Consider the following 16,260-nt stretch of genomic DNA (forward strand, 5'->3'; position numbering starts at 1 on the left):
CCATTTGCGCTAAAAAACTATTTAGACGGCCTTCTTTATTACAATTTCATTCCATCCACGAGCCTGATTTTGGTGGCCCTATACGAAACCCGTCTAAATACCGGATGGTTAAATATAGGATAAAAACATCAAAATCAGCACGTAACAATATAATAATGCGCTCTATAAGATATGTATTGGAGCTGGTCCTTTTTACACCGTTCCATATTTATTTCAGCACCCACATTTCTTGATTGACGTTATCATTGCCTCCAAATTGCCTTTGAATGGCGGCAGCAACATTTTCTCCGTTGTAATTTAGTTCGTCAGCAGGATATAGCCATCTTTTAGGAAAGGAAGTAGTCGGATCATTTAGATTAGTTGCGGGGTTCAAAATAAAAGTAGGGTACCCTGTTCTACGATTTTCGAACCAGGCAAAATAATCACAATCTTGAAGAAAGCCTGCTACATATTTTTGGGTGATGATTTGTTCCAGCTGCTGCTCCATTGCTCCCTTTAACGGGTTAGCATTTAGGTAGGTCTGAATATAGCCGTCTGTAATCTGCATATTATGGTGGTACTTCTCATTGTCGGGCGTGTGACTAGCCAAGAATTGCATGGAGGCTGTAATACCCTCATTGTAATAATTCACGGCCGAGTTACTAACCCAACCCCGTAAACTTGCTTCAGCGAGAATAAATTGTAAATCCCAATAAGTAAACTGTCCTACGGGTTCCGCATTAAATAGATCGGCGTATCGATCATTCAAATCGGTAAAATCCTTGGAAGCCCGTATTCCTTGTAAGCTATTGAAAGAAGCAGATGCTTCAACAGAGGGGTATGCACCCCAATCCGAAACCTCAAGTCCTGCAGCAAGCTTAACCGATGATGGCTTTGCATAGTAAAACAAGCGCCTATCCTGCATCGCCTTCAATGGTTCCAATAAATTAGCCGTAAGCATGGGGTATATTGTAAACGGATTGGAGCTATTGATATTTACCCAAGGATATTTTTGACCATCCTTATCCAAATAAGTTAAAGCGAAGTTATCATTATAATTGCGCATCAGTGGCCTGGAATTGACAATATCCTGAAAACGTGAAATTACCGACAAGTCGGGGTCATCCGTTTTCTTATATAAGTTTAGCAGTACGTATAATTCAAAGCTATTAACCAGACGCTGCCATTGGTCCTTACTCCCTTGGTAGATCGGATCTCCTTCAAAGTCGACCCCCTGTCCAAAAAGCTTATGTGCTTCATCCAACTCATTAAGAATACCTAGAAACACTTCTTTTTGCGTATCATATTTCGGTTTTATAATTCCTTCCGTTTCGCCTTTAGTCGCCTCAGAAAAGGGTATATCGCCCATTTGCATGGTTAAAATAAAGGACTGCCAAGCTCGGATAAAATGTCCGAGGGCGGTATATGAATTTTTCAGTTCCGGAGTTTGAGCATAAGCGATCATGGGTTCAATATTGCGCAATAGGCTGAGTCGGCCAAAGCTTCCCCGGGTAATTCGGTTATATTGAAAAGACTCCTGCCCTTCCTGCCAAGTCACATACTTAGCCAACATAAACGGCTGCATAAAAGATTTTTGTGTACTGATATCCGATCGGGTAATATCGAGGATCATATTGCTGGCTAGCATACCGGCCGTTACTTGATCAGTAGCGTTTGGATTGGTATTAATTTCTTCAAACTTGGAGCAGGAAAATAAGAAGGTAGCCAATATTCCTACCAAACCCATATATTTTATCATAGTTGTTTTCATTGCAATCGACTTTTATGGTACAACGAGTATATATTAGAAACCAAGACGTATATTCAAGCCCAACATTCGTTGTGAGGGAGAATTTAGATTCTCTGTAAAGACGTCAGGGTCTGAAAATTTAAACTTAGTGAATAACAGCACATTTTGACCGGTCAATGAGACCGAAGCACTCTTAATACGAGTCTTAGCTAAAAGTTTAGCAGGGAAGTTGTATCCTAACGATATTTCGCGGAGTTTTACAAAAGACTGATTTTGTACACCGTGTTCTTTATCGCCTCCACTTAACGACTGTGCATAGTCCTGATAATTCACCTGTACATCATTTGCAGTATAGACGCGGGTATCGCTGGTAATTCGTCCATACTTATCGTAGGTAGCCTCGCCTGAAACTACTTTCACCCCCTGCCCCACGTAATTTGATAAACCATTCACGACCGCATCGTAGCGATACTGGTTATCTGTCTCAGGGTTCGCTCCTGTATCAAACATTTTATCCCAGATATAGTTATACATAAGGCCACCAATACGTCCATCGATGGTAATACCTAGATTAAAATTTCCCAAACGGAAATTATTGATAAAGCCGAACATGAAATCCGGATCGCCATACCCCATTTTGCTCTGATAATCACTTTTTTTCGGAATACCATTTACGTGGATAATATTTCCTTCCGGGTCGCGTTCCCATTTGTTTTTAAGATAAACATCTTTTCTTGCGCCTTTTTTGGTCCACAAATCATCGGAGGAATAAACCGGATCTAGGTTCACATAGTATTGGTGGTTATTTGACCAGTTGATTGCGGTATTCCATTCAAAATTGCTATTTCTAATCGGTGTTCCGCTCAAAGTAATTTCGAGGCCCCTTCGCTCATACGTTTCATCGGTATTGATCAGTGTTTTGGTAAACCCCGAAGCAGAAGAAATGGTAACTTCCTCCTGTTGGTTATAGTAATATTTATTAAAATAAGTAATATCTAATCCGATTCTCTTCTGAAGCAACGCAATGTTTCCCCCAAATTCATACGTTCGATGCGCATTTGCCAGCAAGCTTTTTCCCAATAAATTACTTGGATAGCCGGCCGTGTTTTGGTTGTCCCAAGCGCCTGGTGTAACCGTATATGTACGGTTATTCGCATAAACATCTAATGGCGACTTATCCACTGCCCAAGATCCTCTTAATTTAATCATATCAAATGCCTGTGGCAATTTCAGGTATTCAGAAAGAATAAAGCTTGCTGCTATGGACGGATAGAAATAGGATCGCTGATTTTTTGATTGCGTGGAACTCCAGTCATTACGTCCGGTTACGTCAATAAAAACGGCATCATCCCAAGAGAAGCTGGCCTTACCAAAGACACTGTTGATTTGTCTTCGATATTCAGTCTCGGCCACCAGCGCTTTATCCACAGATGCGGCCAGCGAATACCATCCAGGGACGCTTAACCCGTTCTGTGTGGCTGCATCTAAACTACGGTCATTATAGTAATAGATTGTCCCACCCCCAAGCGCATTAAAGCCAAATTTACCCCAACTGTTATTATACGTTACGATAAAATCGTTATTGGTGCTAAAGCCCCAATCTTTGTTGATACCATAAGTCCCAAGTGAATTGAATGAGATGTAATTACTTCCGACATAAAAATTACTTCTTGTTGAATTGATACCAATCGGATTCCGGATTGTCTCTTGATTGCTATAGAAATCATAACCGGTACGAAATAAAATGTTCAGATTTTTGTTGACCTGATAATTGGCATTAAAACTGGCATACAGTTTATTCTGTGTGATACCGTTTAACTTTTCATAAGCAATGAGATAAGGATTATCATACCAGGCATCGTAAAGCCAGTTCTGTTGCTGATGAGGGGTAATCCAATAATCTCGATATTGACGGATTTCATAGTCGGGGCCGGTCCACATCAGGATCTGATAGAGATAGCCCTGGTTGCCATAACCCGTACCCCATATTTGTGGGGCGTTTTGCCGCGTATAACCCGTTTGTGCACCGATGGTAACTTTATCTCCCAACTTCATTTCACCGCTGTTTGTAAAGTTGATAATATTCAACTTGGTGTTAGGGTATTGTCCTTTATTGAGAATATGATTCAAACTGGTTCTGAAAAAACCATGCTCTCCGGTTTGCGTAATACTTACGTTATTATTAGTGATAATACCTCTTTCCAGAAAGTTTTTTAGATTATCTTTTCCGCTGGATACTAAAGGCATATCCTCGTATTGTTTCGTCAATGGATTCCATTGTTCAGCAGTTTGCCCTATATCCAACTTCGGTCCCCACACATAGTCGTCCGCAATAGCACCGTTGATACCATGACCGTAAGAAGTTTGCACTTTCGGAATGGCCAGAAATCCCATTTGAGTCATCGTATTGCTGTTTACATCGATGGAGAATCCTTTAGCCTTACCTTTTTTGGTAGTAATAATAATCGCACCGCTTCCTCCCCTGGAACCATATAAAGCAGAGGCTGTTGCTCCTTTTAAGATATTCATATCGGCAATATCATCGGTGGGGATATCGCGTAAGGTCATATTCCCATAAGGCACCCCATCAATTACGATAATTGGCGTTTCGCCACGGAGCTCAATCGTTGGACGTGCATTGAATTCGGTTGAATTTTTTACTACTAGCCCTGAAACCTTGCCACTTAAAGAAGTTCCTACATCGACGCCCTTCACAGTTTGTAGCTCCTCACCTGATACTTTCTGTACCGCATAACCCAACGACTTCTCTTCTCTTTTTATTCCTAATGCTGTTACCACCACCTCTTCTAGTTGACTTTCACTTCGACGTAAACTAACATGGATGAGCTGTCGCTTTCCAATTGGTTCTTCTATGGTTTGATAGCCCATATAAGAAAAGACAATAATAGCATCATCCGGAACATCCCTCAATACAAACCTTCCGGAAGCATCCGTTATCGTCCCCCTGTCCATCCCTTTCACAAGCACACTAACCCCTGGAAGCAAGGAATCGTCCGTCGCATCCTTTACCGTGCCGGCAACCTCTTCTTGAACTGTTTTCATATGATGATTGCTGATCACTGTATGTTCAGTGTTCTCTTTATTTTCAATTTTTACCGGCTTTACCACATATAACATTTCGTCAATTTTTTCAATATTGACTTTACCTGCCGCCAGATTCTCTAGAAATGTAATTAGATTGGCTTTCTTTACTTTACTCATATCCGGGCGTTCAACCATCGTCGGACCTATTAAATCGGCGCTGTAATTGAACCGTACATTAAATTTTTGCTCTAAAGAGCTTAATAAATCCCGAAAGGGAATCCGTTGCTCTTCAGTATTTGCCATGGATAATTTTCCAAAAATCAGGGCAATAAGGAGCACTGTAGGCATTTTTATGCCTAGTAAAAATTGTTTCATACCTCTCCGTTTTAGTTAATTAATCTTTTGGTTGATATTATTATTTTGTCGTTTTCTTTATTGATTGTACAATCAAGTGCAGCTGCCAACGTCTTTATTGCCTTATTAATATCGTTGGTAGGTAAGGCCCCCGTAAAATGCATGTTTTTTAAGGTCTCTTCGGTAAAATCAATACGGTAACCATAAATATCCTGCATACTGGCAGCGACATTTCTCAACTGCTCATTCTTGAAAGATTGAAGATTATATTGCCAGGCAGAAAAATACATCGTATCCGTGACACTTTTGACCACTCTTGCTTCCTCTGCATGAAAATGCGCGATCTCACCTGGCACTAATAGTTGAGCTTTATCCTGCTGTGCCTCCGGAAATACCTTTACACTCCCCCTATTGAGTACGAGATGTGTTTCGGTTGATCTTGCCTTTAAATTGAAAGTTGTTCCCAATACATAAACATCCATCCCGGTATTTGTATGCACAACAAAGGGCTTATTTTTATTTTTAGCAACGTCAAAATAAGCTTCGCCCGAGATCCACACCTCACGTTCCTTATCGGTCAAAAAGGTCTCATTAATTTCAATAGTTGTATTAGCGTTGAGCAATAGTTTGGTACCATCCGGTAATTGGTACTTCTCTTTTTTTGCAAAATCTGTTTGGTATATGATTTTACTAGGTTTTGAAAGGTAGAATACAAAATTGGCTAAAATAAGGAGCGAAATGATAGCTGCAGCGATCAACCAATTCGTTTGACGCTTTTTTGTTCTTTCAACATCAGTAACTAGACTGTTCTGGAAGAGGACCGCATTAAAAATACGATCACTGGACGCATCTGCTAATGATTCCTGTTGTGGTAGCGTCTGTTCCACCTCTTCTAAGCTTGGCAAACCTTCCACATCATCAACCGATTGCAAAAGTTCTATCAACAACTCTATCTCAGCGGGTGTACACTCGCCTTTCATAAATTTTAAATAGAGACTCTTGACCTGCTGATTGCTCATATACTTCTTTTATCATCTCATACAAAGAAGTGAAGGAGAAGGACGATTCAAGGTGAAAATTTTTTAGTTTATTTTAGAAATCATGTATTCATCAGAAACAAGGCACCAATAAGCCCCATTGTGAACTCCGTATGGGCTAGCATATATTGTTTAATAAACTTAAGCGCTTTCACGATCTGATCTTTTACCGTATTTTTAGATATAGCCAGTTGATCCGCTATTTCTTCGTGAGAAAGAAATTCAATACGACTCATTCGAAAAATTAGTTGGCGCTGCGGCGGTAATTTACTAATCGCTTCCTCATATAGTTGTTGAAGCTCCTTATAGTCCAAAGAGTCTTCTACCGCCTCGTGACTTGCTGCATGACTATAAAAAACATGGTTGATGTACTCTTCATGGCGTACGATTTCCTTCAATTTATTATAGATCAAGTTTCTCGCAATGCGATAGGTATACGCTTTTGCACTTTGTGTTGGATCGAGTGTGGCCCGGTGTTTCCATATTTGCATGAATACTTCTTGCACGATTTCTTCAGCAAGTATAGCAGATCGAAAGAAACGGAAAGCGTAATTATATATAGGATGCTTTAAGTCGTCATAAAACAACCGAAAAGCTTTTTGATTCCCTGCGCGTATCGCTATTATTCGAGTATCCATTGTATCAAATTAGTTGGCAAACCTAACACGGGTATGTTTAATCTGGTTTAAGTTCCTATCAACTTAATAAGAATTTTCTCACTTCCATATTAAAAACATTGCTTCAAAGGAACAGGTTATCTCCCTTTCAGTTTATATGATATTTATTGGTTAGTACGATAATATAGACAATATTAAAATTCGATTAGCGCTTTTCAAAATACCAAATAAACGCAATCGATTGCGTAGAATAAACATGTTAACTTATGTAACAAGTTGAACCAATCAATCACCTTTAAAACAGTCGTTCATCGCTTTTATTGAAGATGAGGTTGATAAGCAATAACACATTAGCTTCTCCTCCTAACGCATTTTTCACTAATTTTTCATCAATTGCTTCCAGCTTTTCACGCTTTCTTTTTGTGGTCCACAACTGCATCAACCGAGCCGCTTCTGTTTTTCTTCCCAATTTTACAAGGGCAGCAACCTGTAACAATGAGACGGGATATGACAGCACACCCTTGCTCGCCGCCATCTTTTCCAAGATACGTCTACAGGAATCTGGTTTTTGCTTTTTCCTGTAAACCTCTACAGCGATCCAATCCGCGATACGTTCGTCTTTCTCCTCTAAGTAAGGTTCACCGGCACCTAAATTAACAGGCCATAACTTAGCCTCCTGTACCTTTTTCAGTGTTAGATCAAATTTCCTATTATTGAATGCTTCTAATGCCAGTAATAGTTTAGTTTGCTCATATAACTTCCGCCCATCGGTAGCTCCTTCAAAAGGCAAAATGCGAATTTCTTGCAAGACTTTTTCGGCCTCTTTCAGTCTTTTGTTCAATAAAAGCGCACGTACATAATCTAAACCTATGACATAGTTTTCGGGATTTTTTTCATAATAGTTTCGCAACACTTTTTCCGAGGCGATATACTGTCGATCCGCCAGTAAATACTTTGCCATTAATTGTCCATAACGCCATTCGTTTTTGTCAATTTCAATTGCTTTTCTTATGTTAACCAAGACATCACTAGACTGCGTGGAGTCGGAAAGCAGCGCCTTTAAAACATAAAAGGGCGCAAAATCAACCGGCTCATTTACCTCCTGGACTAAACGCCGCGCTACCGAAGGATTATTTCTAAATTGTTGGAGCAAAGCCATCAAATAGAACCCTTGCCAAGAAGGATGTTCTTTTATTACCCAATCAAATATAGCTGCACTTTCTTCCCTAAAGGGAAAGTTACGCATTAAATCAGCTTGACCTACTTGCTTCAACCAGGCCTCACTTTCTGTAGGATTGTTCCTATTCAACCAGGCCAGCCAGTATAATATTTCCGCATTTTTCGGAGCTAACTCCAGCACTTCGCATGCCTCTTCTTTTAATTGGAGATTAGCATACCATATAGCGAGCTCCAAATAAGTCTCTACGGGCAGTTCATTACGTATTAAAGACACAAAAGCCTCGCGAGTGGTATCTGACCTTTCGGCAAAATATTGTTCGAAACGCAAAAAGTGATTGAGGGGATCTAAGTCAGCTAACCGTCGCTTTACCGTATCGCACAATGCCTTTCGTTGGCATAATCTTGCGCCTATATATTGCAGTTGAAGCGCAAACACATTATCTTGATTGCACTTCAATGCTTTTCCCGCGTATTCCAAGGATTTTGAAAATTCTTTCCTTCTTATATATAGCGCACTGAGCTGCGTATAAGCTGCATTTTTCCATGCTGGATCAAGCGAGGCCACTTCGAAAGCATCTAGCGCATCGTACACTTTGTCCAAATGCGCTGCGGCTAAGCCATAATAATAATTGGCTTCTCCATGATAAGTATCCACACTTAATGCCTTCTGTGCGTATATATAGGCGGAGTCATACTCTAGATGGAAAATTTTTAACTTTGCCATTTCAACCAACGCGGGTAACAAGAAGGGTTCACGCATTAAAGATTCCCTAATCTTTGGGAAAGCCTCACGATAGCTTCTAAAACGCATTAAGTCCCTTCCCTGCAAGTATAATCCATAAGCTGAACTGCTATCCAACGCAACCGGTTTTCTCGATGGTCTGTTGAGTACATTTTGCTTTTCCTGCTCCGCCAAATCAAATATTTCTCCTTGCAACTTTACTTTCGCGACAGAGGTTAAAGAGGGACAGGGGATATCCCGCTCGAGCGTTTCTCCGGTGTTCAGCTCAACAAAGCAAGAAGTGATCGTTTCATCCGCTTCATTGTATACAATCAAACTATCACGAATTGGACTATTTGCCAGCAGCCGCAGTCGTATACTATTATTTTTACTACTTATATTCAGCGTAGCTAAAGGACGACTGGTGGACGGTTTTCCTATTCCTTGATAAGGGTACCAGTATTCTAGCCACTGGTCAGCCTGATAAGGAGCAAATCCTAATTGTTTAAAAGGTGTAAAGCTACTTTTAAACATATTTTGATTGAAGAGACGTCCACTTTGAATCTCAACATATTGCCCACTCTTGTCTGTTAATAGCTGCTCCCACATTTTACCCTCCCCCGATTGCGCCCACAGAAAAATTTTCTTTCCTAATTTTTCTTCTCGATTAGCATAATGAATCATGCCATAATCGCTATTTTTCCAGTAGGCACTAAAATAATTGCTATGGACGCCTAACACGTGATACGACTTAGAACCCCCGAAATCGTTTTCTTTGTAAAATGACAGGTCCCTACCGGCTGTATCAATAGGCCAAGGATGACTTTCCCCATCGTGCCCAATATAGTGTGATCCCGGGTAGAGAAACTGTAGGTCCGTACCCGCCGGTATCCCCAAATTCATCCACGTGTAATAAGCTTGCTCCAGCGGTGTTGAATTTGTCCAAAAAGATCGCGTGGAGAAATAAGCCTTGTCCTTTTCCAATTTTATTTCAATAGTCCATCTCGTTCTCGTTAACAAATCCAAGGTGCTGATGAAGCAGCTGACACTACCGTCTTTATTCTCCCGCGTAAGGTAGTCTACGGGGGTAGAGGTGTTGGGTGTATGTCCGATAATTCCGTAATTGGCTTCAATTCCCCCGCTTGTCCAAGGGCCACGCATGGCAATGTCCCGAAATTTTACAACGCCATTATTATACAGGAAATCCCGCTTGTTCTTTTTATCATAGGCAGTCCAAATTTTTCCTCCTATCTCTGGCATAATCTGTATTTTCAGAAACTCATTTTCCAGCTCTACCACCTTCCATTCTTTGGATACAGCTTGATCAGTAAAACCGTCAAATCGGAAATATGGATAGATCTTTTCAGAAGGAATAGGGTCAGGGTCCGAAAAAGGGTAGGTTATGTAAATCTTTTTGAGTTCTCTTATGCTTGCTTCTCCTTGTGCTCTTGTTAGCAATGGAAGCAAACCGAATAATACGATATAGATACGCTTCATGAGTTCGTCAATAATAGATTCATTATTCGATGATCAACAGCCAACCTTGATTCTGATTGACCGGGATTTTGTCGCCTATCTTGAAAATTCGCATCGGTTGAAAACCATCAATCTGAGGTGCCCGAATTAATGCCTTGGCAGGATCAATTCCTAAACTTTCCCAATTAATCACCAAGTCAACCAGAACGTTTTTATTTTCCCAACTGGCTAAGGCAATCATTGCCTTTTTCTCCTTTTTGTAAACGGTAGCTAAAACTTGCGGACTACTCGTTTTTACCGGATTAGTTTCAACCCAGTAACCAATCATTCGAGACCCCTTAATTCCAAAATCATCCCAAGCTTTCCAAAGTGCCTGCGGGCCACTTTTTTGATAGGGTAACCGATTAGTCATGCCATAAATCATACCGCGCCAGGGATTGCCCCCATCTTGCAACATCTCCCCCATTAACCCGAAAGGAATGCCACTCACTTCTGTTAGAAAAAAATCCGGCTTGTTATTTTCATAATCAAAATACTCGCCGAACCAAAGCCTATTGATATAGGGAAAATGTTCAAGATAGAGATTCGCACTATTGTTAAAGCCATCACGCTCGTTATACTGATTCGCTGAATGCAGATCAATTAAACCGGGATGGCCATTTTTAGTCATAACCCGCTTAATGCGCTTCATGGTTACGCGATCGAAAGCCACATCATCCAAGTAAATACCATCTATACCGATCCGATCAACCAACCAATTCATCCCCTCCACATAATAGTTATGCCAGCGATTCATACCACTATTAATAATAGCCGCATCTTTATAAAAAGGTACAAACCAAGCCGCAATATAATCGTCATGTAAATGCTCTTGTAGCCAGGAGTAGCCTTTCCCCGGGCCAGGAGAAAACACTTCGTGTCCCAAACTACGGAAGGGGTAGAGCTCATACATCCGATTGGACACTTCTCGCACCGTATTGTAAATTTTCACTTTAAGTCCTACGCGATGAGCCGAATCAATATAAGCCTTCATTGCTTTCGTGGCAATAAAGGGATAGTTAATGTAGGGGTTCAAGGCATTGCCATGATGAATATTGATCACATTCGCCCCACTTTGCTTCACCGTATCAACCGGTTTATAAGCATGGAAATAACGTTCATTCCATTGCGCCTCCGTATTGAGTGGATGAAAAGGTGTAAGTAATAAGGTAAAATTATAGTAAAGCGTATCGCCGGCACGCATAGTTCGCTCTCCGCTATAGTTATTCACTAACGCGGAAGGTCCCTTCATACTTATATCAATACCTCCCTTGTCGTTATTACCCCACGACTTTGGGAGTAATAGAGGCTTTTGCAAATAAAAATTTGTATTCAGCGGCCTTGTATAGTTCTCATCCCGTAGCGAAAACTGCATCCCCGCGTTTACATTACCAATCCAGGCGCCATCTTGGTTCTTTTTAGTGACATCCCACTTCCAAACAACCTGTTCCGGTCTATATCCGCCTTTCATCCCAAGTCCCATCATATAGGAAGCCATTTCCGGTTTATAAGGTATGTGCATTGCAATGTCCTGCAAGGTTATATTTTTCCTCGCAATAAGCCCGACTGTATAACTGACAAAACCATCAAACTCTAAGGAACCTTGTACCTCCATTCGCAGTTCGTTCGAAACGTGATGGCTTTCCCAGCTTACAATTCCAGCCTGCTTTTCTTTAAAAGAAAGTCCCTGAGTCTTGAATGCTATATCTTTGCCGTCTACCTTACGTTTCACATGAAAATGAATGGGCTCGGTTAACAAGCTTGTCGAGGTTTTACCGACACTCGTCATCTCCGGTGTAAAATAGCTTATCAATTGTTTCGGGAACCCGGTTCGATCGAGAATAAGCTTCCTTCCTAAAAGGGAGATAGCAGTGTCACCCGATACCACAAGGGGGATATAGGGCTTTATCACCGTGTTTTCCTGTGCTAAAGTGGAGTTCAGCCAAGGCAGTCGTGTCATTTTCCAGGGTTCATCTATCCCTTTGTTACGAGCCACGGTCGGCCCAACCTTAAGGCTGAGGGCTACCCTTTTCTCCGGTGCGTTGGCAGGACGAACGTATACAAAGCCTTGATAAGTCCCGGGTTTAATATCTTCAGGAATGTGAACCCCACACCAGAGCGCCTGAACTTTTGACAAGGGAACGTTAACTGTAGCAGAGAAGGGCTTCCCTTTATAACTCGTTCCTTCTGTATTGATGCAATCAAATGCTTCTGCCGGCAATGTTGTTCCCATTTCGCTTTCTAAGGATGAAAACCGGACCGTCACGTTTTTCAAATCGGTTTTTGCCGACCATATACCTAGCTGAAAAGCGTAATAGCATCCTCGCTCCGTTTCGCCCTTTAGAGCCGCCACCGGGTTCGTCTCCATCCACTTCTTCGGCACATGTGATCGCATCTTAATCGGATGCGTGTACAGTTCGGGAAAGATAAAATAGTTTTCATTTGTGTATTTTTTCAAGTAAGCTTGGATTTCCGCTTTCGTAGCGATGAGTTCCATGGGATCGTTCCGATTAAATTCATCTACTGATTCGAATCGAAGAAATTTCGCTTCATTATTGGTTTTGATCTTTGCCCATGCCTGATCGTCAGGAGGCTGGCTGAGATATATCGCGTCGGGATAATATCGGCTTCTACCACCTAGTTGATAAGGTAAATAATAGACATAGTAAATCCCCGAACCTGATGTCGCTTCAAAAGCAAAGTCGCCTCCCTCCTCAGACATCGGGCCATAAACTATAGGTTTCACCAGTTGGTTGTTTGTGCTATCAACGATTATCAGGCCTTGATTTGCCTTCACCTGTCGGTTTCTCCATGCTATGGAGGCTTTCACGAGTTTATCCCCTCCGTCAACCCGCAGTACCGCTCGTTGATTACCCAATGAATCTGCGTTCCATTTAGCTTTCTCCGGTGGATAGGGATGCTGGCCCCAAGCTATTAAACTGCTGATTAATAAGCAAACAGTAATTGTCAGTCGCATTGTTTTAGTATCCATTTTAGGCTTTTTTAATCCGGCTTCATTTTTACATAATCCTGCCAAAATTTGGCCGGCACATACTCCGCGCGATAAGGTATAAAATAGGTATTCAACTCCCATAGCACGTTCCCTTGTTTATCGGATATTAAAACGCTCCCTGTCTTTGAACTGGTTTGCAGCACGTTCCCGTTAGGCAGTAAATAAGCACTTCCCATTCTTGCTGTATATTGCTTGCCAGGCAGCGGAACATCCAATTTTTTTGATGCTGTTTTCCTTTTCTCATCCAGGGAAAAAGATAAAGCTCTGGATTTCTTATTTGCGGTAGAAGAGTCCCGAGGAGAAAAATCGCCGTTATCGAAAAGCATTAAATCACCGTCTTTATTGATATGCGGCGCGTGTTGAAAATAGAAAAAGTCGGAAGCATCTAATTGAAAGTCTCCGCCCTGTCCCAATCGCCACATGGTTTTTCCTGTTTGAGCGTTGATTTTCCATACTTGATTCTCGATAGGAGACGACACCAGGTAATTACTGTCTTTGTCGAAAGAGATGGTATTAATATGAAATCGATCATGTTTTAAGCTGTCTAACCGCCTATCTTTTGCCAAATCCCAGTGATCCCATGTCGACCATTTTTTTAATACCTTCCCGGTCGTATCCATTACGACGATACCATCACCCCATAAGGTATCGATAGGTTTTCCCGTCTGTTTTTCCGGCAAGATATAATCCCGAACAACCGCCACAATGTGATTGGCCTTATCCATACGTAAATCGTGGTGCACAATTAATCCAAGCTTATCTACATTCAATCGCCAACGCACCCGCCCGGTGAGATCAATTTCAGCGAGCTCCGTTCCGCCCATATAACCCATTTTACCAGTCCGTAAGCTGTATCCCATACCACTTTTTACAAAAGCTTTGTTAGGTTCCGGCTTATAGAATTCGTCCTTCCCTACCGGCGCTAAGAGCGCCAATATAGTACCACGGGGAGTAAGCGAAGCGATCCGTACCCCCATCTTTTCGTCTTGCCAGTACCACTTGATTGCTCCCTTTCCATCAACCATGGCAATGTATCCCGGAAACTCCCGATAGCAAAGCATCGTTAACCCATCGCCCATTGCCCGAGGATCATGGGGATGTTCCTCTTTAATCCAGTCATGCACCATCCAAGGCGATTGCTTTCGCGTTTTAAAACGCATGACTTTCGATTTTACCGGAATCAACCGATCGAGCACAATACGGTAGTGATAGTCGGTATCGGCATCCAACATCAAGAGATTGAAGATATGGTCTTTTTTCTCGCCTTTTACGGGGGTATAATAGTGCTCGCCATTCGCGCTCCAATATTCTACATAGGCCGCCGCTGGTCTATTCAATTTTACATGAATATCCTCCTTGATGGCAGAGTTATCCGGCGAAGACAACTGAATGTTAACTAGCTGAACATATTGACTATAAAAATAGTAGCAGGCATACAAGACGGCTATTACAAGGGCTCCGATAACAATTTTGAGTATACGCATACTAAAAAAGTGCTAGGGTAAACGTTGGGCGTTGGCTGCTGCCATTTCAGGATGCAGGTTCGCTTCATCTAAGGGATATGGAAAATAGCGAAGCTTTTCGGTAACCTTCGGCGTCATGCCACGGGCTTTTAGATAAGCATTGCATACTTCTTCATATTTACCTAATCGCACCAAATCTGCTTTACGCTTGTACTCAAAAACGAGCTCGAAACCACGCTCGTCAACCAGTGCGTTAACAAACTCCTCCTTCGTTGCAGGAGCTGGAAAATCGGCACTTTCGCCTAAAAGTGGAGCCCCTGCTCTTTTTCTGATTTCATTGATGTAGGGTAGACCCGCTGATGGGCCTGATAATGCATTCTCGATTTCAGCTTTGCACAAGATTACATCGGCTATACGAAATACCTGGATGGTTCGTCCGTCCAAGTACGAACTGTTCACCATTTCATAAGAGTACTTCTTAGTCGCTACGTTCTGCAATAATTTTGTGGTATCATTGGGCGCGGTGGTTTGTCCAGGGTTTGGAATCGTATAGTAAAACCCGTGTGTAGTAGACCCGTCTCTTGCCGCTTTTCCTTCATAATTATAGTAGAAGAACTGCTTTCGTGGGTCGCGGTCATCAAACTTACGCCAGAATTGTAAAGAAACCCCGTAATACTGCCAACGGTCAGTCACCTCTTGGTGATCAGTAGGACCGAAATGGTTGGCAATTTCACCACCATTGAGTGATGATTCATGTAAAATACCGAATATCATACCTTTATCCATTTTGTTTGATTCGGACCATTCGTTTTTAAAATCGGGATTTAAGGTATAAACGCCCTTATCACGTAGCGAAAGCACTTGATCGATGTATACTTTTGCCTGCTCATAGTTATGGGCGCGCATATAGTTTTTACCTAAAAGTGTTAGCGCTGCACCTTTAGTTGCGCGTGCTAAGCCTAGCTCACTCGTCCAGCTTTCCGGGAGCACCTCCGCTGCGAAAAGGCAGTCCGCATGAATTAAAGAATCTACCTGTTCAACGGCAGATAAAGGTGTATTATAACTTTCCGCTGGATTTTTTGTGGAAGTGATCAAAGGTACCGGCCCCCAAGCATCCGTTAGGTCATTATAGGCCAATGCCCTTAGAAAACGAGCTTGTCCTATCACAAGGTTTTTATTTTCATCGCTCATCCCTGATACAGCGGTAATATTATCAATCAACAGATTGGCATTCGCTATAACCTGATACATATTTTGCCAGTTATTCTTAAAATAGCGATTGTTTTCGTCGTAAGAAAAATTGCTCAAATGGGTCGGATTACCAGCCGCAGTAGAGAAACCCATATCGGTTGCGTAATCGGTAATCATCACCAAATAGCCCGCGTAGTAAAGATAGGCATCACCCGGGTAAGGCCCTAGACTCGCATAAGTACCAGTTAATGCCGCGTTTATATCACTCTCCGAGGAATACGCATTTTCGGTAGTCAAATCGCTGTATAGCTCAGGTTCCAATTTTGTACAAGCACTAATCGTAGCCCATATTGTTGCGAGGCATAAAAAACGGTGGCTTAATTTTATGAAGTTCAT

Annotated in this window: 8 protein-coding genes; all 8 read right to left on the bottom strand. The window is 41.8% G+C overall.

Annotation, left to right across the window (positions count from 1 at the left end; genetic code table 11):
• Window positions 1–208: 208 nt before the first annotated feature.
• The 8 genes from QT327_RS27045 to QT327_RS27080 all read right to left on the bottom strand — a co-directional run bounded on the left by QT327_RS27045 (window position 209) and on the right by QT327_RS27080 (window position 16,260).
• The gene (locus QT327_RS27045) at window positions 209–1,750 is read right to left on the bottom strand and encodes a SusD/RagB family nutrient-binding outer membrane lipoprotein (RefSeq protein ID WP_289554351.1); all 1,542 of its coding nucleotides are present in this window, start codon (window positions 1,748–1,750) and stop codon (window positions 209–211) included.
• Window positions 1,751–1,783: 33 nt separating this feature from the next.
• Complete coding sequence (locus QT327_RS27050) at window positions 1,784–5,149, bottom strand: SusC/RagA family TonB-linked outer membrane protein (protein ID WP_289554352.1); 3,366 nt, start codon at window positions 5,147–5,149, stop codon at window positions 1,784–1,786.
• An 11-nt stretch (window positions 5,150–5,160) separates the two neighbouring features.
• Entirely contained in the window at window positions 5,161–6,147 is a 987-nt protein-coding gene (locus QT327_RS27055; protein ID WP_289554353.1) for a FecR family protein, read from the bottom strand.
• 80 nt (window positions 6,148–6,227) lie between these two features.
• Window positions 6,228–6,803, bottom strand: coding sequence for an RNA polymerase sigma-70 factor (locus QT327_RS27060; RefSeq protein WP_289554354.1), 576 nt, complete (start codon window positions 6,801–6,803; stop codon window positions 6,228–6,230).
• 274 nt (window positions 6,804–7,077) lie between these two features.
• Window positions 7,078–10,179 carry a DUF5107 domain-containing protein gene (locus QT327_RS27065; protein WP_289554355.1) on the bottom strand — a complete coding sequence of 1,034 codons (3,102 nt, stop codon included), beginning with the start codon at window positions 10,177–10,179 and terminating at the stop codon, window positions 7,078–7,080.
• Between the two features lie 22 nt (window positions 10,180–10,201).
• Window positions 10,202–13,189 carry a glycoside hydrolase domain-containing protein gene (locus QT327_RS27070; protein ID WP_289554356.1) on the bottom strand — a complete coding sequence of 996 codons (2,988 nt, stop codon included), beginning with the start codon at window positions 13,187–13,189 and terminating at the stop codon, window positions 10,202–10,204.
• 11 nt (window positions 13,190–13,200) lie between these two features.
• Complete coding sequence (locus QT327_RS27075; RefSeq protein ID WP_289554357.1) at window positions 13,201–14,694, bottom strand: aryl-sulfate sulfotransferase; 1,494 nt, start codon at window positions 14,692–14,694, stop codon at window positions 13,201–13,203.
• A 12-nt stretch (window positions 14,695–14,706) separates the two neighbouring features.
• Window positions 14,707–16,260 carry a RagB/SusD family nutrient uptake outer membrane protein gene (locus QT327_RS27080; protein WP_289554358.1) on the bottom strand — a complete coding sequence of 518 codons (1,554 nt, stop codon included), beginning with the start codon at window positions 16,258–16,260 and terminating at the stop codon, window positions 14,707–14,709.

It is taken from the genome of Olivibacter sp. 47 (assembly GCF_030372825.1).
Classification (GTDB): Bacteria; Bacteroidota; Bacteroidia; order Sphingobacteriales; family Sphingobacteriaceae; genus Olivibacter; species Olivibacter oleidegradans.

Coding starts and splice junctions, on each gene's coding strand:
- QT327_RS27060 (WP_289554354.1), bottom strand. CDS start 6,803: ATGGATACTCGAATAATAGCGATACGCGCAGGGAATCAAAAAGCTTTT.
- QT327_RS27045 (WP_289554351.1), bottom strand. CDS start 1,750: ATGAAAACAACTATGATAAAATATATGGGTTTGGTAGGAATATTGGCT.
- QT327_RS27065 (WP_289554355.1), bottom strand. CDS start 10,179: ATGAAGCGTATCTATATCGTATTATTCGGTTTGCTTCCATTGCTAACA.
- QT327_RS27075 (WP_289554357.1), bottom strand. CDS start 14,694: ATGCGTATACTCAAAATTGTTATCGGAGCCCTTGTAATAGCCGTCTTG.
- QT327_RS27070 (WP_289554356.1), bottom strand. CDS start 13,189: ATGGATACTAAAACAATGCGACTGACAATTACTGTTTGCTTATTAATC.
- QT327_RS27080 (WP_289554358.1), bottom strand. CDS start 16,260: ATGAACTTCATAAAATTAAGCCACCGTTTTTTATGCCTCGCAACAATA.
- QT327_RS27050 (WP_289554352.1), bottom strand. CDS start 5,149: ATGAAACAATTTTTACTAGGCATAAAAATGCCTACAGTGCTCCTTATT.
- QT327_RS27055 (WP_289554353.1), bottom strand. CDS start 6,147: ATGAGCAATCAGCAGGTCAAGAGTCTCTATTTAAAATTTATGAAAGGC.